Consider the following 17020-nt stretch of genomic DNA (forward strand, 5'->3'; position numbering starts at 1 on the left):
TCATCATAATGTCGCGTCATTTTTATAGGTAACAGGCCCGAGATGAACCAGATTTTATTGTATTGCCGCCAGGGCTTTGAAAAAGAGTGTGCGGGTGAGATTCAGGACAAAGCGACAGGAGTCGAAGTGTACGGTTTTCCACGTGTGGAAAAAAACACTGGCTACGTGCTGTTTGAGTGTTACCAGCAAGGCGATGCAGAAAAACTGCTTCAGACGTTGCCACTGGCCTCATTGATCTTTGCGCGTCAGATGATTGCGGTAGTGGACACCCTGAGCGATTTGGATCCCGGTGACCGCATCTCGCCGATTCTTGCGCTCGGCGGAGAACTGCCTAAATGTGGTGATATTCGCGTGGAAACGCCGGATACCGCGCAGGCAAAAGAGTTACTGAAATTCTGCCGAAAATTCACTGTGCCATTGCGTCAGGCGCTGCGTAAACGTGGCGTATTGCTGGCAAAAGACAACCCGAAAAAGCCAGTGCTACATGTGTGTTTCACCGCGCCGGGCTGCTGCTTCGTTGGCTACTCTCTGTCGAATAACAACTCACCACACTACATGGGTATCCATCGTTTGAAGTTCCCAGCGGATGCACCGAGCCGCTCAACACTGAAGCTGGAAGAAGCCTTCCACGCATTTATTCCACGTGAAGAGTGGGATGAGCGACTGGCGCCCGGCATGTGGGCGGTCGACCTTGGCGCTTGTCCGGGTGGCTGGACGTATCAACTGGTGAAGCGCTCAATGTTCGTTCACGCGGTGGATAACGGTGCGATGGCGGAAAGCCTGATGGAAACTGGCCAGGTGAAATACCATGCTGCTGACGGCTTTAAGTTCGAGCCACCACGTAAGAACGTGACCTGGTTAGTGTGTGACATGATTGAAAAGCCTTACCGTGTAGCACAACTGATGGGGGAGTGGCTGATTGAAGGCTGGGCGAAAGAGACCATCTTTAACCTGAAATTGCCGATGAATCGCCGCTTCGAGCAAGTGAAAGACGATCTTCAGAACCTGAAAAAGTTCCTGATTGAAAACGGTGTGAAATTTGAGATGCAGGCGAAGCACCTTTATCACGACCGAGAAGAAATCACGGTTCATATTCGTGTACTGAAATAACAAGAAGGCAGCCGATTGGCTGCCTTCTTTGCATTTGGGTTCTGCAAGAATTAGGGGGCGGTGTACCGGATATCCTGAAGGTTAAAACCCAGCGTGATATCTGTTTTCAACGTCGCGACTTGCTTACAGCGAAGTGCCAGTTCTTTTGTCCCGTCTAACTTTTTCTGCCATTTGGGCTCAACATCTTCAGCTGCATAAAGTTGTTCCAAGTTGCCATAACGCTGAAGGAGGGTAGAAGCGGTTTTCGGGCCAATACCTGGCACGCCAGAAACACCGCTAGAGCTAATGCCTGTCAGCCCCCAGTAATCAGTCAATTGTTGAGGCTGCACGGCAAACTCTTTTTCAATAAACGGACTGTCTAGCCAGCGTTGCTGGAAATAATCGCGTATGCGCAGCGTTGGTTGCAGTAACTGGCAATAGCCTTTGTCGGTTGACACTATGGTGACTTGACCGTCGTGGCTGGCCACTTTGACCGCGAGTGTCGCAATCATGTCATCCGCTTCATCGCCGGACGAAAGCAGCGAATCAATCCCCATATCCCAAAGCGCATCCTGAATCTTATCCAGTCCAGCTTGCAGGGCTTCTGGCATGGGTTTGCGGCCTTGTTTGTATTCGGGGACCAGCTCAGCCCGCCAGCCTCTGTCCTGCTCCGTATGGTCGAACACAGCGACAATGTGGGTAGGTTCTGAAGAGCGGATAATCTTGGTCAGAGCACGGTTGCAGACTTGAATCGTCGAAGCGATATCTTCCGGATCTGGCTGCGCAGCGTGCACCCGGCGGATGAGGTTCATGGCATCAATGATGACAAGATGAATTGACATGGATTACCCAAATAAAAATGGCCCGTTGGGGCCATTCTAATTGCTTGAGAGATAAATGAAAGCCTATCGCCCATCAGAGCCCTGAACGATCTCGTAACAGGGAATATATTCTGAACCTGGCAGTTTCATACGCTGCTGTTCGACAAAGCCTCGTAACAGTTTATCCATCTTCTTCATCAGGACGGCATCGCCATTGATTTTGAATGGACCATTACGCTCAATTTCCCTGATACCTTCTTCTTTCACGTTTCCAGCAACAATACCTGAGAAGGCTTGGCGAAGTGCGGATGCCAGAAGTTCCGGACGCTGGTTCATATGCAGGTCGAGGTTTGCCATGTTTTCATGGGTCGGCTCGAACGGCAGTTGGAATTCAGGCGCAATTTTCAGTGACCAGTTAAATGAGTAGGCATCACCCGTTGACTGGCGGTGCTCTTTTACCGCAGGCATACCTTGTTTGATGATACGCGCCGCTTTTGCCGGATCGCCGATCACGATTTGGTAGTACTTGGTGGCCTCTTCACCAATCACATCACGGATGAACTCATCAATGACGCGGAAGTAATTGGCGCTTTCTTTTGGTCCCGTCAGAACCACAGGCATAGGTTGATCAGCATTGTCTGGGTGCATCAAGATGCCAAGAAGATACAGTAGCTCTTCAGCGGTACCCGCACCACCCGGGAAGATAATGATGCCATGCCCAACACGCACAAAGGCTTCCAGACGTTTTTCAATATCGGGAAGGATTACCAACTCATTCACAATCGGGTTTGGCGGCTCAGCGGCAATGATCGATGGTTCTGTCAGACCAAGGAATCGACTGCCAGTGACGCGTTGTTTTGCATGGCCAATGGCCGCCCCTTTCATTGGGCCTTCCATCGCGCCGGGTCCGCAACCGGTGCAGATGTTTAGTTCTCTTAAACCAAGTTCGTGACCGACCTCGCGGGTGTATTGGTATTCGGTCGCATTAATGGAGTGACCGCCCCAACACACCACCAGGTTCGGATCTTTCCCCGGCACCAGGGTTTTGGCATTCCGGAGAATATCGAAAATCAGGTTGGTCACATGGTTTGAATTGGTCAGGTTGAACACTTTGGCATGCTCAAGCTGGACGTTAACGTGAATGATGTCGCGCAACACCGAGAACATATGCTCTTGAATACCACGAATGATGCGGCCGTCAACGAAGGCATGTTCAGGCGGATTAATCAGCTCTAGCTTCACGCCACGCTCGCGGCGCATCACGCGGATGTCAAAAGACTTATATTGTTCCAGCAACTCTTTGGAGCTGTCTGTGTGGCTGCCGGAATTCAGCACCGCTAACGAACAGTTGCGATACAGGCGATAAAGGTCGCTTTTAGCAGTGTCTTTCAGTCTGTCTACTTCAAGCTGGGAAAGAAGATCCATGGCCCCGACGGGGCTGATGTGAGTGATCATAATCACCTCCTGTGTAGAGAAAACACACTGTATTAGAGGGAGGGTGTAGGTGACACCATTTCGTTTTTATCAGAATTTATTTTCAATGGTTTAAAAATCAGTGTGTTAATTAACCATACACACAGAAAAGCGGTTTATCCAGTTCAGGTATTAAAAAACCAAAACGCTGTAGGGTAAGAAAAGGGGGGAGGTGATTGATTGCTTGAGGGTTAAGCCCAGACCAGCTTGTTGCGACCGTTGTGTTTGGCGTTGTACAGGGCGTTATCAGCACGTTCCAGTACATCCACTGTGCTGTCATTGTCTTTGAAAAGACTGCCACCGATAGAAACCGTGATGGTCAGGCGGGTGTCTTTGAATTTGAAGGGCAAACGTGAAACCGTTTCGCGAACATTGTTCAGAAGGGCTTTGCGGGTTTCTTCATCCGCATCCGGTAGCAGGACTACAAACTCTTCACCGCCAAACCGCGCAATAAAGTCTGTATCACGCAGGCATTGGTGAATGGTGCGGGCAACCACTTTCAGCACTTTGTCACCGACCAAATGGCCGTACTGGTCATTCACACTCTTGAAATGGTCGATATCGATCATCGCCAGACAGAAAGGTGTCTGGTAGCGAATCCAGCAACGGTATTCATGTTCCAAGCGGTCATCGAGCGCGGCACGGTTATACACCTTGGTGAGAGGGTCAAGCAGCAGCTTGCGCTCCTGATCGCCAAGGCGGCGACGGTAATCCATGGTTTGTTGATACAGCGCTTCTAGCTTTTGCTCGTTGTGCTGCAGCTGCTCCATCAACTGTTGCTCTCGTTCTTCCAACTCGCGGTTACGAGCGACAAGAGAAGCAAGGTTGACGGCGACCTGTGACAGATTAGGGCGTAGCTCTTCCAGTGATTCTGCGTCTTGAAGATGGGTATGAATCGAATCCACCGACGCTGCCAGTTCTTCATTGAGCGAACTGCGCTGGGTAGCAATGGCCTGGGAGCTGTCGATTGATCGGCCATTGTGGCGCTGCAGAACCGACAAATCCTCATTGAGCTGGGAAAGAAACGCTTGAGACGCTTTGCGCTCATTGCGCGTTCCGTCGAGGATCAGTTGAACAGATTCCAGAGTTAGTTCAAGCAGGGTCTGTGCATCCGGTGATAGCAACAAGCGGCTACGGATATCCAACAAGCGGTCACCAACTTCGCCGTCAAAGTCGAGTTCGGTGATCAGGTGTTGGAGTTCACTGCATAGCTGGTTGATGCGATCGATGTTCAGCAGATCGCGGGCACTGAGGCCGTTGGATGGCAGAGAAAGTAATTTGAGGGCGCGTTCATAAAGCTGAAGCAGTGCCACAATTTTTTCAGTGCTGCCTTTTTGTTCCGCGGCAGGACTGGTCAACAGAGTACGCAGGTCGCGTTTTAATTGCGCAGGCAAGCCGGGCAGACACTTAAGCGTTTCCCCGCTTTGCTGGAACTGGCATTCCAGTGAATCTCTAGCACGTTCCGTTGCCTGATTGTGTCTGTTGACCATGCGCTCTACCAATGCAAGTTGCGGGATCAATCTACTGACATCTTCCTGAGAGTCAAGCTCACGTCGGATTTGTGAGAGGCGCTCGTTGAGAAGAGGGTCATCATGAGCCTGGGAGGCGGCAATTAATCGTGAAATGAGACGTTTCAGGATCGTCGCTTCGCGCCGCGATTTAAGGGCTAAATCACGGAAAACCAGCTGGGATTGCTGCAACTTTTCTTTCAATACAATGACATCGTCATCTGACGAGAAGTTGGACATAAAACGCGACTACATCTCCGAACTTCAATGCAGCACGAAAAAAGTCTGCAAGAGAAGTTACTATTTCACCATTACATGTGGGCAACGGTTAGCTATAACGGTTTATTACTAGGGCTATCAATAGATTGGCGTCAGTTTTTACCAGATTCGTGAACCGTCTGCCAGTTAATTCCGCTGAGTGCCGAAGTTTTGACCTTGATAAGACCTGTGTTGATGCCGTCCAGACAAGCCTGACGAACATTGTTGTCAGCAAAACAGGCGGCAGGTGTCGAATCTATGGCGCTTAAATGCACCCATTGGCTGGTGTGTTCGAGTTTGCTGGCCTGACGTGCTGCACTCGTTGCCATCAGTAGGATGTCTATCAGTTCCTTGTCGTTTATTGAGGTAAAAGCGCGTGGTAGGAAGGGGTAATCCGCCATACCGATACGAAGACGGTCATCGACGTCTTCAAGTCTGCTTTCCTGGACAAAATCATCAATGAGCGACTGGATTTTTCCAGCCAGCTTTTCAGGTTCATTCAGCGTTTCTGCATTTGGCTCAATGTAAATGAACATGGCGTCAGAGAAGTGATAAAGGCGCGTTGGCTTCTCGATATGGGATTGTAGGTAGTCCCCAAGTTTTCGTTCTAACTCTAACCCTTGGTGGTAACCGTGTTGAAGATAAACCACCTTAAGGAACGGTACTTCAAACATCGCGAAGCTGAGTTTGTCGCTCAAGGGCTCATGGATCATCTCGCCGAGATACCATTGTTCGAAGTGAGCACTGCTTTTCGCCAGAGAATTAGAGAGTCTGTCGTTCAGCATACGCAGGTTTCTGAGCCCACTTCTTGGGTGGGTGTAGAGCTCTTTTTGCAGGTCTTCCAGCTGATGCTGGCGAAGATTCGCAGCACGATGTCGCAGCACCAGAACCAGCAACAGCACGGCCAGCCCCCCCAACAGAAACAGGTTGATTTTCTTCTGTTCGACAATGATTTCTTCGTCGGCAGCCTGTTTTCGCTGCATATCTTCAAGCTGCAGTTGGCGTTCAATCACACGCTGACGGTGTTTGAACGATTCCGCTTCGAGTATCTGCTTTTGGCTTTCATTGCGTTTTTCGAGCATGTCGAAGCGGCGTTGGATGTTCAGTGCCTGCTTGAAATCGCCTTTTTGCTCATAAGCCTGGGATAGACGGGCTAGACATTCGATCATTAATCCCCGGTTTTTCAGAGCTTCAGCGTTTGTCATCGCTTGTTTCAGCGCATCGATAGCAACATCAGGCTCTTTGTTTATCACTGCCAACTCACCTTTGAGGATGAGAGCCTGTGCCAGTGGTAGGTTTAATTCGTGTTCACTGGCCACCTTGATGGCACGGGTCGCGTATTCCTCTGCTTGACCAAAGCGCAGTAGCTTGAGGTAGGTTCGTGCAATCGAGACGTTGATATCGGCAATGTTCGTTGCTCTGGAGAGCAAGTTTTCCAGGTCCAGTGCGTTGAAGTAATGGACCAGTGCGAAGTTGTAGCGACCCTGTTGGCTGTATATGTTGGCCAGAAGGGTTTGGGTTTCGGACAGTCCGCGGCTCAGATCGTATTGTTCGTAGAATTCAGCTGCCTGATTAGCGTGTTGCAACGCTTTGTCCATTGCACCTTGTTGCTGGTAGAGTTTGGTCAAGGAAAGACTGGCGCTGGCAATCTGTGAAGCAAAGTCATTTTCGCTGGCAAGCCAGTATGCGCTGAGAAGCTCAGAAAGCGCACGCTCGTAAGATTCAATTCCAAGGTAATAATTGCCAATGGCAATTTGGTAACGCACCTTCTGTTCCAGATCTGGCTGCTCACCCAACGCCTGTTCCACCTGAGAAAACTGCGCGAGGCTTTCTGTTTCTGTCTCGTCGCTGGTGGTGATCATCGCGTTAAGTAGTTTGGCTTCGAAATCGATTCGCTCAACGCCAGTCGTTTTCGGGCCTTTTTGGGCTGCGATAGTGTTCAGCAGCGCTTGTAAGAGGGCGACAGCGTCGTCGGGCTTGTCATCGAGATAATAAAGTATGCTGGCCTGCGTGAGCATGATTTCAAGCTTGGCTTGTTTCATGCCGTGTCCTTCGACCGTGCTTTTTGCGTTATCCAATGCCTGCCATGCCGCTTCCTGATTGCCAAGGGCGCTGTGTGCTTTGGCGGTGATAAGGTAGGCATGCACAGTGTTCAACGGCGTGCGGATAGAGCGGTCGGATTCATTGTTACTGTGGGGACGGTTGGTCGATTCGGCCAAACGACGTTGCAACAGGTAGCGCTCTGTGACGGCCAGCGCTTTCTCTGGTGCGGTGGGGATCAATGCTTCTGCTTCCGCCAAAATCGGTGTGGAATAGAGTTTGGCATCGGCATAGACACTAAAGAACAAAGAGAAAGAGAACAGTGCGGCTAGCAAGAATCGCATGGCTGATTAATGTCGTTTCCGGGTCAACAGACCCTCATCGGATAAAGAAAAACAGGCTCTGAAGTCAGAGCCTGCTCGCGAGGTTATTGGCGCGCCAATCGATTGTTTTCGCTTGGCGTTTTACCCATATTAGTACGGTATGGGTTGATGTCTAGGCCACCACGACGGGTGTAACGTGCATAAACGGTCAAAAGCTCTGGTTGGCAGTACTTCATCAGGTCAGTGAAGATGCGCTCAACACACTGCTCATGGAATTCATTATGGCGACGGAATGACACAATGTAGCGCAGCAATTTTTCACGGTCGATTTGCTTACCTTTATAAGCAATGCGTACAGAGCCCCAATCTGGCTGGCTGGTGATCAGGCAGTTAGACTTGAGCAGATTGCTGTTCAGTGTTTCAGTCACTACTGGCCCTTCAGCCGCGCCTTCGAGCAGTGATGAATCGAACTCATAGTTGTCGATTTCGATGTCTTGCTCGTCAATGTTCTCGCCACCAAAAGCAATCACTGGGGTATTGGTGAACTCTTCCAGAGGGGAAAGCGTTACGTCCACATCAGCACCCGCACACGCTGATAGGTCTTTCGCCAGCGCGTCTACCACTTCCTGCCAGCTTTCAAACTTGGTCTGGTTAAAGCTGTTCAGATAAAGCTTGAAAGACTTGGATTCAATCAGGTTTGGCGTCGTGGCTGGCAGGCGAACTTCACCAATTGCCACCTGCGGTAGCCCTTTTTTGTTCAGCCAAGACAGTTCGTAGAGCGTCCAGATATCGTACCCGGTAAATGGCAGCGAATCGCCCAAATCAAGGTCATCGCGGTTAAGGCTTCGTGGTACGGGTTGCAGCAGCTCAGGGGCATAATGCTCCTGATAGTCCGTTTTCTGACCCAACGTCAGGCCAGCAAGTTCTTTTGCATCTTGATATTTGCTCATACGGTTTTGCCACGGATCGATTAGAATGCGCAAAGTTTACTGAATCTTGAGGAATCTTGCTAATGAATCACTCTGTCTCCCGTGCGCTTTGGTCTTTCAGCGAGCGCTTTGTGGACGCCTGGCACAAGAAACACGGTTCTAAGCCACAAAGTGACGCCTATCTTGGCCTGGAATCGCCATGTGTGGTGCAGGAAACAGACGAGGTGGTGATTTGGCAACCGGTTCAACGTGAAGAACTGGCGGATTTCTCTAACGTTGAAGAAGGCATTGGTATTTCGCTGCATGAGGACATTAAGTCGTTTTATGCGGGACAATATTGCGGTGACATGACAGCAAGGTTTGACGGACACTCTCTGGAGCTCATCCAGGTGTGGAGCGAAGAAGACTTACCGCGTCTTCAAGAGAACATGCTGGGCCATCTTCTGATGCAAAAACGCCTTAAACACAACCCGACCATTTTTATTGCGGCGACGGATGATGAACTGGATGTGATTTCGATTTGTAATGTCAGCGGTGAAGTGATCAAGGAGCATATTGGCACCAAACAGCGAATGGTGCTGGCACCCAACATTGAAGCGTTTCTTGAGCAGTTAGAGCCAGAGGTGTAATCGTCTATGTATGTGGTTGAACTGACGTTTGAGTGCTTCGACGATACAACCATTTCTGCGGTAGACCGCGCAGTAAATGGCCTGATGGATGCCCTTCGCTACAATGGTCAGGTGCTGGGGCGCGAATTTCCGATGGTACTGGGCAATGGGCAATTCCATGTCCGAGCGGTGTGTCCTGAAAAAGACAGCCTGAACCCTAAGAACAATAGCCCACAGGTTAAACAGAAGTTTAACCAACTGGCGGATGCGAGCCTTTTATCACCCAAGGTGAAGGTGTTGGGGCGTGATATCAATTCGGAAGAGAGCGCACCAGAGATTGAGCGCAGCTGGCAGGTGATGTACACCACTTATGTTCATAGCTGTTCACCGTTGCGTTGCGGTGAAACCTTACTGCCCATACCGCTTTACCATATCCCTGCGACCTTTAACGGCGATCATAAAGCGGAAGTGAAGTGGCAAACTGAATGGCAAGCGTGTGATGAAATTCAGATGGCCGGGGCGTTCAAAGCCGACCACGCGGCGCTGGCAGAAATCCAGGATGCAGAGAGTCTGCTGTTCCGAAAAGGCTGGGACATTCGCGGACGTATCGAGTATCTGACCAAAGTGCCCACCTATTACTATCAGTACCGAGTTGGCGGGAAGGATGCGGAATCGGAGTTGGCTCGAAAGTGCCCAAAATGCGGTGGCGACTGGTTACTTGAGTCACCACTGCACGATGTATTCCACTTCAAATGCGACGATTGTCGGTTGGTGTCGAACTTATCCTGGGATTTTCAGTAATCCCGCTTTCACCCATTTAAGGAAGGCGTTGCTCAAGGGCTTCAAGACGTTCTGTCAACGCCTTCACCTGATCTTCTAAATCTTTAATGCGGGCTTCCGCACTGTCATCCTTTTTCACCAGCTCGACTTTTGGCACTGTGCCGCTTTTCTTCCAACGCTGAAGCGCGCTGATGATAAGCGGCATAGGCACCGGGCTGGCAAGGCGACTTTTAATTAACGCAACAGTCGGCTCTTTCCCCTCACTCACCAAAGATTGAATGGCTTGCTCAAGTAGGGGGGTAAAATCAGTACTCATTGTCTCTTCCCTAACATCTTTTCAAAATCCGTGGAGAGGGCAATGAATACCGCAACTTCAGTCCTTACGCAATAAAGTATCGAGAGTGTCAATTTGCTCAACCCAATCGGCATCCTGCAACTTTGCCTCTTCGAGAAACTGTTTTTGACTCGCAGACCAAAAAGCAGCTGAGGTTAGATTCTCACCTGATTCTAAATGGTGGTCAGCAATAAAGGAGCTGATAGCTTCTCTATCAGAGGGGAGCCCCAATTGCTGAAACAGGTTTTCAAGATTGTGGTTAAACACTTCCATCAATGTTTCCTCCATCGGCCCAACGACTTCTTAGTGTTTCGAAAGTATAGAAGCTCGTGTTCAATCCGGTCTCAATCGCTTGTGAGAGATCTCTTACAAATCGGTAGGACTATCCTGTTATCTTACGAGGAAATGTCTTTTTTCTTTTTATTAAAGGCATTAAAAACAATGAGTTACTATTTGTGTTTTGCTGAGGGACTAATTTTGTGACTGCAGTCTGGCTTAGGTGGGTTGCTTAGGAAACTGTTTCGCGTAATCTTTGCGGTGTCGGAAGGATACTGACACACGGAACAGGAACTAACGCCACGGAACTTGGCAGCTCAGGAAGAGCAGGTAATGCAAGGATTGTGTTACCAGCAAGGAAAGCGGATTAGGGACACGGAAGGAACCGTACAGTAGACAGGAAGTTTGCTGGTCAGGAAGACACTTAGGACAACCCTGGATTGGGGGCTTAAGGAATCACTTCAGGACGAAGTAAAGGACACCCTCAGGACGAGGATGAGAGTCGAGACTGGGATAGCTCGATGGGTCAAGGTAAGACCGAAGGACACCTCCAGGACGGAGAGATAAGGATAACGCTGAAGGAATCAGCTACTGATCAAGGATTGATGCAGGGAGCAAATTTCGTAGCCGGATAGCTGCAAGTAAGACCTTAAGGGCGCGACGAAAGTCGCGCCCGTTCTTTTTGTGCGTTTGGAAAACAAAAAAGATTACTCCTCCAACACCGGATATGCCGGCATATAAATCTCTTTGATTCGCATCCCTTTCATCACGGCATAGCCCTGGTAGCAATCCAGACCATTCACAGAAAACTCAAAGTAGTAGCGGGTTTGAATATCCAATGGTCCTTTCGGCCGACCAAAGGAATGACTGCCCCGCGCAATCGAAATCAACTGCACATTGGTTTGCTGGCATCGACGGACGATATAGTTTTTCGCCAGTTCACTCTGCCGGCGTTGTTGCCAGAACAAGCTGGCAACGATAGCGATAAGTAATATCCAAAACAGATCAGCGGTCATTTTAAGCCTTCACGGATTGCTGGAGTTGTTTCACTGCATCAAGCAAAGCTGGCGATGCGGAGCCGTGCAGTAAAGCTAACACCTGTGGACGAAGTGCTGGGATCATCACCAGATCTGCCACCATCTGCTGGAAGAAAGCCTGATCTTTTTGATCAGCAACGGCGATAAGAAAGGCGTCTAATAGTGGTTCATTTGACAGTGCTTGCCAACAGCGCCCTGCAATCGCAATCAACATTTCACGGTGACGGAGCGCTTCAGTTGCCAGCATACGTTCAATGACACCGTGCACAACGTCCGGTTTCGCGCCGGCCAATGCCCGAACATGAGCAGTGAGAAGGAACAGGTCGGTTTCGTCACCAGAGAGCATGGCCTGAATGTCTTCTTCAAGACGCGCAGCCAGTGAGTCCGGAATATCGCAATGCTCGAGACAGCCTAGTAGCGCATATTTGGGTGGCTGCGGCATGTTAGAGAGGGCTTTCCGCAAACGGGTAAGGTTGTTGTGCTTGTCCATTCGCGCACACAGATCGGCAATTCCCTGAAGCCCTACTCCTTGCCACTCTTCCCAGCCAAGCTCACCTGAAGCGTAATGTTGCGCATGGTCATAATACTGGCTGGCAGGCTGGTTCAGCTTTGCGGTTAGGAATGCATGGAAAATGGCTTTCTTATCATCCTGCGGATTGAAGGTGTAAGGGTTTGCAGCAAGCTTTTCCTGTTCTTCTTCCGTCGGGGTTTTATCCAGTGTTGCGCCCATGGCTTGCGCCACATATTGGATGAAATCGCCAAGTGCAGCCTGATTGAGAAGGCCACGTTCATCCAAAGGCATCTTTAAAAACCAGATCCATGGGGCTTGATTCGGTTGCCAGAATGCAATGCCGATTTGCGCATGTTGCTGCGCAGGAAAAGGATAGGGCATGCGGTTTTCTTCAATCGCTACAAAGTCTTTGTTACTGATTGGCGTGACACGTCGGCTGAGATCGAATACCAGAAATTCGCAGTTTGCCTGACTCAATATGGCGTTAAGAGAGAGCGTATTTTCCATGATGACTTCTAATTCGTGTTGCCTTCATTGGCGGAGAGTGAAACAGCGGTGAGTGTACCATTCTCGCGCCTTTTGACGGCGAAGGATTCGTAACAGCGCTTTTCACTGAATGCTGCTGAACGATGAGAGTGTGGATTTCAGATCGCTCGGCATTGATTAGTGATATGCTTGCGCCAGTTTGATATTTCAACCCATTGGACGCAAAAGCGGTTAAAAGAGAGCAATTTCTATGAGCAAACACGAAAAAGTCGGTACCTTGCTGTTGGCACTCAAAGACACGCTAGAAGTGCATGGTCACTGGCAAAGTGAGCCACCCTCGAGCGAAGCACTTTCAAGCGTTGAACCCTTTGCGGTTGATACGCTGAGTTGTGCCGAATGGCTGCAATGGATTTTTATCCCGAAAATGGCGTTCCTGTTGCAACACGGCCAACCTTTGCCAGAGTCATTTTCTATTGCTCCTTATGTGGAAGAAGCCATGCGTGGTCAGGAAGGGCATGCAGACATTACCCGTGTTTCGATGGACATTGATGCTCTGTTTACACCGCAATAACTGCTTTTAAGATGCAAACTGAACTCGAAATAATTTATCGCGATGAGTGGCTGATCGCCGTTAACAAGCCTTCAGGTATGTTGGTGCACCGCTCTTGGCTCGACAAAGGCGAAACCCGCTTTGTCATGCAAACGTTGCGAGACCAGATTGGTCAGCATGTTTTTCCACTTCATCGGTTGGACCGCCCAACCTCCGGTGTTTTGCTTTTTGCACTTTCGTCCGAAATGGCTTCACAAATGATGCCAAAGTTCGCCGGGCGCGACATTCACAAAACCTATCATGCGGTTGTTCGTGGCTGGATTAAAGAAGGTGCAACGCTTGATTATCCACTCAAAGAAGAACTGGATAAGGTGGCTGATAAATTCGCGACGGCTGAGCCAGAAGCCAAAGAGGCGGTCACTGAATACCGACCGGTTGCGCATGCGGAGTTACCAATCCCTATGGGACGCTACCAAAGTTGCCGTTACACGCTGGTGGAAATGAAACCGCATACTGGCCGCAAGCACCAGCTCCGCCGTCACATGCACCATCTGAGTCACCATATCGTGGGTGATGTGAATCATGGCGACGGGCGACACAATCGCCTGTTCCGTCAGGAATTTGAATGCCATCAACTGCTGCTTCATGCGTCGCGCACGGAATTTCAGCATCCGGTAACAGGTGAAAACTTGGTGATTGAAGCCAAGGTTGATGAAGTTTGGCGACGAGTGTTGGAAGGTTTGGGGTGGGGGACTGCTCTCTGAGGAAATGCAGGACCTAGGAACCTAGGTCCTTCTTTCTATAACTTTTCCAGATCGGCTTCGATCTCGGCGATCTTGCTGGCAACCACTTTTTCTAAGTGACGTAGGTCGCGAAGGATTTTCTTCTTGGTATCCTGCTCGCTTTTCTCGTGGCGCACGATCTTATCCAACTCGTCCACGACCAGCGACAAACTGCGGTTGATCTCCGTGACTTCACGGAAGCGGCCGCTGCCACTGTCAACCACCACATTCTTTCTCTGCCGTGGATATTTGAATTTGACGCTCTTGGCAAACAACTCGCCTTTGGCTTTGTGAAAGTAGATTTTCAGCGTGTCTGAATTGGCTTCTTGACGCAGGGTGTAACGTTCGATGTTCTCTGGATGTTCGATACCGATGTTTTTCAGATTCTGATACATGTTTTACCCCTTCTCTCGTCAGAACAGACTACGGTTCAATCACTTATTGTTCACTTTAGCAGCATCCTTTCTCCAGCCCCAACCATTGTTATGATCAATGTCTGAGACTTGTGGTCGAGATCGCCCAATATGCTGACTGAGCGAAATTTTCCAGTTTTATTCACCACTAATTTGCGTCATTTAAGGCATCAAATAGTGCTTCTTTCAGCGTTTTCTGAACTTCGTCAGATAGCGCCTGACGTTCACCATCAGTCACAATGAAAAAGTCTTCGGCACGCTCACCAATGGTAGTGATTTTTGCCGCTTGCAGAGATACGCCTTCGCGGGCGAATACCGCTCCCACCCGTGCCAAGAGACCCGGTGTGTCCAGCGCGACCAGTTCAAGGAGTGTTCGACGTCCTGTGCGAGTTGGCAGGAAAGAGACCTGCGTTTTCACGTTAAAGGCCATCAACTTACGGGACGCACGTTTGACCGGAATGGTGATTGGTCCATCCTGAGTGAGCGCTAATGTGACACCCTCGCGGATTTTTTCGTGCCGGTCGGGTTGAATCGCTTCGTTATGTGAGTCCAACACCATAAAAGTGTCCAGTGCGAAACCATCTTTACTGGTCATGATTTGTGCGTCGTGGACGCTGAGATTTTTCTTATCAAGCGCGGCGACCACACGGGCAAACAGGCTTGGTCTGTCCTGACTGTAAACGAAAATCTCGGTGCCACCACGGGTGGCATTCTTGCTGACCAGTACCAAAGGCTCATCACCTTCGTGGCTCAGAATGTGCTCACTGTGCCAGGCGATTTGCTTGTGGGTGTGACGCAGGAAGTAATCCGCTTTAAAGCGCTGCCAAAGCAGCTCAATTTCCCGCGGTGTGTGACCGTGTTTACGCAGCAGGGCTGATGCCAAATGTTGGTTATGGCGGATACGTTCACGAATATCTGGCGGGTTTTCTAACCCGCGGCGCAGTGCTTTCTGGGTGGAGTAGTAAAGCTCTGCCAGAAGGGTTCGTTTCCAGCTGTTCCAAAGCTCTGGATTGGTGGCGTTGATATCGGCCACGGTGAGGCAAATCAGGTAGTCGAGACGTTCTTCATCACGCACTTTCTGCGCAAATTCAGTAATGACTTCAGGATCATAAATATCGCGGCGCTGAGCGGTGACAGACATCAGGAGGTGATTGCCGACCAGCCAGCTGACAAGGTTCGCCTCAGGGCGAGAAAAACCGTGATCGATACAGAAGCTATAGGCCTCTTCTGCGCCAATTTCTGAGTGATCGCCACCGCGGCCTTTACCGATGTCGTGGAAAATCGCTGCCAGTAAGAGAAGCTCCGGTTTCGCCAAGCGAGGGTAAACATCACAACAGATTGGGTGCTTGTCGCGGTTTTCTTCGTAGCTATAGCCATTAATGTGTTTGAGCAGGCGGATAGTGTGCTCGTCCACGGTATAGGCGTGGAAAAGGTCAAACTGCATCTGGCCGACTATTTGGCTCCATTGCGGCAGGTAGGCTGACAACACGCCGTGCTTATGCATCAAAGGGAAAGCTTTGTGCAGCGCATTTGGATGGCGGGTCAGGGCAATAAATTTCTCTTTTGCCTCTGGTACATCACACAGGAAACGATTCAGGCGTCGGCGTGCAGTGCGGAGCTGTCTGAGCGTTGGTGCCGAAATGGATTCAATCGACTTGTCGTTAGCGATGTGCAGGAACATGTCGATGATGGTGTCGGGACGTGCCTGGAACAGTGCAGGCTTGCGCGCTTCAATCTGGCGTCCATGACGCTGGAAATCATCGCTCAGCACTTCAATGGTTTTGCTGTCAGGCTCGTTTTCAATCGCCTGTGCAAATAGGCGGATCAACATTTTGTTGAGCTCAGAAACTCTTCCCAGTGTGCGGTAGAAGTCTTTCATCATGAGCTCTATGCCACGGTTTCCTTCACCTTGGTAACCGAGAGTTTCAGCAACAGAAGGCTGATGGGCGAAGGTGAGGCGGTTGTCATAACGACGGAGTTCAAGGTGCAGGGCAAAACGGATGCGCCACAGCATCGTCTGGCATTCATCTAACTCGCGGAATTCAGCGTCAGTCAGAAAGCCGTATTTGCTCATTTCTCGCAGGCTGGTGGCACCAAAATGACGGCGGGCAATCCAACTCAGGGTATGGATATCACGAAGACCGCCCGGACTGGATTTGATGTCTGGTTCCAGATTGTAGGCCGTGTCATGGTATCGGGCATGACGCTCTTTTTGCTCTTTAACTTTGGCTTTGAAGAATCTTTCGCTGGGCCAGAACTGCTCAGAGTGAATGCGGTTTTTCAATTCATGGAAGATTCGTTCACTGCCACAAAGCAATCGGGATTCCTGTAAATTGGTGGCGACGGTCAAATCGTCGAGGCCGACATCCATACACTCAGCGAGGGTGCGTACGGAATGGCCGACTTCCAGTTTTAAATCCCACAACAGTGTTACGAACTCACTGAGACGGGTTTGGTAGTTTTTATCTACGCCGTTTTCAGAGAGGATCAAAAGGTCGATATCAGAAAGAGGGTGAAGCTCTCTGCGTCCGTAACCGCCTACGGCAATCAGCGAAAGGTTGGGATGATGATGAAATTCGAAATGTTGCCACAGCCTTTCCAGCAAGGCGTCAATGTAATCTGAACGCTGGTAAACCAAATCCGTAACGGACTTGCGTTCAAGAAAAGCGGCTTTCTGTTGTTCACCAAACAGTGACAGCTGATTTTTAAGCTCAGTAAGATTCAGCTGCTCAGCGGTCAGTTCATTGGGCGAGAGCAAAACGTCGTTCATTGTCATCCTTGATAAAAAAAGTCGGCGCATTG

Annotated in this window: 16 protein-coding genes; 5 read left to right on the forward strand and 11 right to left on the reverse strand. The window is 49.9% G+C overall.

The genetic code is table 11. The features are described from left to right. The first annotated feature begins 42 nt into the window (after positions 1-42). Positions 43-1110, forward strand: a complete 1068-nt coding sequence (gene rlmM / locus G5S52_RS19565; protein WP_165017652.1) for a 23S rRNA (cytidine(2498)-2'-O)-methyltransferase RlmM — start codon at positions 43-45, stop codon at positions 1108-1110. 50 nt (positions 1111-1160) lie between these two features. Here rlmM and xni read toward each other — a convergent pair whose 3' ends face one another. From xni to queF, 5 genes are all read right to left on the reverse strand, one after another. Continuing rightward, complete coding sequence (gene xni, locus G5S52_RS19570) at positions 1161-1931, reverse strand: flap endonuclease Xni (protein WP_165017655.1); 771 nt, start codon at positions 1929-1931, stop codon at positions 1161-1163. 63 nt (positions 1932-1994) lie between these two features. Then, positions 1995-3365: a nucleotide 5'-monophosphate nucleosidase PpnN gene (ppnN, locus tag G5S52_RS19575; RefSeq protein WP_165017658.1), complete on the reverse strand. Its 1371-nt coding sequence runs from the start codon at positions 3363-3365 to the stop codon at positions 1995-1997. Between the two features lie 209 nt (positions 3366-3574). After that, positions 3575-5131, reverse strand: a complete 1557-nt coding sequence (locus G5S52_RS19580; RefSeq protein ID WP_165017661.1) for a GGDEF domain-containing protein — start codon at positions 5129-5131, stop codon at positions 3575-3577. Between the two features lie 131 nt (positions 5132-5262). Continuing rightward, complete coding sequence (locus G5S52_RS19585) at positions 5263-7533, reverse strand: tetratricopeptide repeat protein (RefSeq protein ID WP_165017664.1); 2271 nt, start codon at positions 7531-7533, stop codon at positions 5263-5265. A gap of 83 nt (positions 7534-7616) precedes the next feature. After that, complete coding sequence (queF, locus tag G5S52_RS19590; RefSeq protein ID WP_165017667.1) at positions 7617-8462, reverse strand: NADPH-dependent 7-cyano-7-deazaguanine reductase QueF; 846 nt, start codon at positions 8460-8462, stop codon at positions 7617-7619. Between the two features lie 62 nt (positions 8463-8524). On the opposite strand from queF, the gene syd reads away from it, so the two are divergent. Together syd and G5S52_RS19600 are read left to right on the forward strand one after the other, a co-directional pair. Further along, a complete protein-coding gene (gene syd, locus G5S52_RS19595) occupies positions 8525-9070 on the forward strand; it encodes a SecY-interacting protein (protein ID WP_165017670.1) in 546 nt (181 codons plus the stop codon). A gap of 6 nt (positions 9071-9076) precedes the next feature. Next, positions 9077-9850 carry a Zn-ribbon-containing protein gene (locus tag G5S52_RS19600; protein WP_165017673.1) on the forward strand — a complete coding sequence of 258 codons (774 nt, stop codon included), beginning with the start codon at positions 9077-9079 and terminating at the stop codon, positions 9848-9850. Positions 9851-9866: 16 nt separating this feature from the next. Here the strand turns inward: G5S52_RS19600 and G5S52_RS19605 are convergent, their stop codons facing one another. From G5S52_RS19605 to G5S52_RS19620, 4 genes are all read right to left on the reverse strand, one after another. Next, entirely contained in the window at positions 9867-10145 is a 279-nt protein-coding gene (locus G5S52_RS19605) for a hypothetical protein (protein ID WP_165017675.1), read from the reverse strand. A gap of 57 nt (positions 10146-10202) precedes the next feature. After that, on the reverse strand, positions 10203-10436 hold the full coding sequence (locus G5S52_RS19610) for a DUF2789 family protein (protein WP_165017678.1): 234 nt from the start codon (positions 10434-10436) through the stop codon (positions 10203-10205). A gap of 710 nt (positions 10437-11146) precedes the next feature. Then, on the reverse strand, positions 11147-11455 hold the full coding sequence (locus G5S52_RS19615) for a DUF3301 domain-containing protein (RefSeq protein WP_165017681.1): 309 nt from the start codon (positions 11453-11455) through the stop codon (positions 11147-11149). A gap of 1 nt (position 11456) precedes the next feature. Then, a complete protein-coding gene (locus G5S52_RS19620) occupies positions 11457-12494 on the reverse strand; it encodes a DUF3549 family protein (RefSeq protein WP_002536365.1) in 1038 nt (345 codons plus the stop codon). 229 nt (positions 12495-12723) lie between these two features. Between G5S52_RS19620 and G5S52_RS19625 the strand changes: the two genes are divergently transcribed. Next, positions 12724-13044, forward strand: coding sequence for a YqcC family protein (locus G5S52_RS19625; RefSeq protein ID WP_165017684.1), 321 nt, complete (start codon positions 12724-12726; stop codon positions 13042-13044). Positions 13045-13055: 11 nt separating this feature from the next. After that, a complete protein-coding gene (gene truC, locus G5S52_RS19630) occupies positions 13056-13787 on the forward strand; it encodes a tRNA pseudouridine(65) synthase TruC (RefSeq protein ID WP_165017687.1) in 732 nt (243 codons plus the stop codon). Between the two features lie 35 nt (positions 13788-13822). Here truC and G5S52_RS19635 read toward each other — a convergent pair whose 3' ends face one another. Next, positions 13823-14200 (reverse strand): DUF3461 family protein, encoded by a 378-nt coding sequence (locus G5S52_RS19635; RefSeq protein ID WP_002536371.1) that lies wholly within the window; start codon positions 14198-14200, stop codon positions 13823-13825. Positions 14201-14366: 166 nt separating this feature from the next. After that, entirely contained in the window at positions 14367-16988 is a 2622-nt protein-coding gene (gene glnD, locus G5S52_RS19640) for a bifunctional uridylyltransferase/uridylyl-removing protein GlnD (RefSeq protein ID WP_165017690.1), read from the reverse strand. Positions 16989-17020 lie beyond the last annotated feature (32 nt).

The organism is Grimontia sedimenti, assembly GCF_011045095.1.
In the GTDB taxonomy this organism is placed as follows: Bacteria; Pseudomonadota; Gammaproteobacteria; order Enterobacterales; family Vibrionaceae; genus Enterovibrio; species Enterovibrio sedimenti.

Coding starts and splice junctions, on each gene's coding strand:
- rlmM (WP_165017652.1), top strand. CDS start 43: ATGAACCAGATTTTATTGTATTGCCGCCAGGGCTTTGAAAAAGAGTGT.
- xni (WP_165017655.1), bottom strand. CDS start 1,931: ATGTCAATTCATCTTGTCATCATTGATGCCATGAACCTCATCCGCCGG.
- ppnN (WP_165017658.1), bottom strand. CDS start 3,365: ATGATCACTCACATCAGCCCCGTCGGGGCCATGGATCTTCTTTCCCAG.
- G5S52_RS19580 (WP_165017661.1), bottom strand. CDS start 5,131: ATGTCCAACTTCTCGTCAGATGACGATGTCATTGTATTGAAAGAAAAG.
- G5S52_RS19585 (WP_165017664.1), bottom strand. CDS start 7,533: ATGCGATTCTTGCTAGCCGCACTGTTCTCTTTCTCTTTGTTCTTTAGT.
- queF (WP_165017667.1), bottom strand. CDS start 8,462: ATGAGCAAATATCAAGATGCAAAAGAACTTGCTGGCCTGACGTTGGGT.
- syd (WP_165017670.1), top strand. CDS start 8,525: ATGAATCACTCTGTCTCCCGTGCGCTTTGGTCTTTCAGCGAGCGCTTT.
- G5S52_RS19600 (WP_165017673.1), top strand. CDS start 9,077: ATGTATGTGGTTGAACTGACGTTTGAGTGCTTCGACGATACAACCATT.
- G5S52_RS19605 (WP_165017675.1), bottom strand. CDS start 10,145: ATGAGTACTGATTTTACCCCCCTACTTGAGCAAGCCATTCAATCTTTG.
- G5S52_RS19610 (WP_165017678.1), bottom strand. CDS start 10,436: ATGGAAGTGTTTAACCACAATCTTGAAAACCTGTTTCAGCAATTGGGG.
- G5S52_RS19615 (WP_165017681.1), bottom strand. CDS start 11,455: ATGACCGCTGATCTGTTTTGGATATTACTTATCGCTATCGTTGCCAGC.
- G5S52_RS19620 (WP_002536365.1), bottom strand. CDS start 12,494: ATGGAAAATACGCTCTCTCTTAACGCCATATTGAGTCAGGCAAACTGC.
- G5S52_RS19625 (WP_165017684.1), top strand. CDS start 12,724: ATGAGCAAACACGAAAAAGTCGGTACCTTGCTGTTGGCACTCAAAGAC.
- truC (WP_165017687.1), top strand. CDS start 13,056: ATGCAAACTGAACTCGAAATAATTTATCGCGATGAGTGGCTGATCGCC.
- G5S52_RS19635 (WP_002536371.1), bottom strand. CDS start 14,200: ATGTATCAGAATCTGAAAAACATCGGTATCGAACATCCAGAGAACATC.
- glnD (WP_165017690.1), bottom strand. CDS start 16,988: ATGAACGACGTTTTGCTCTCGCCCAATGAACTGACCGCTGAGCAGCTG.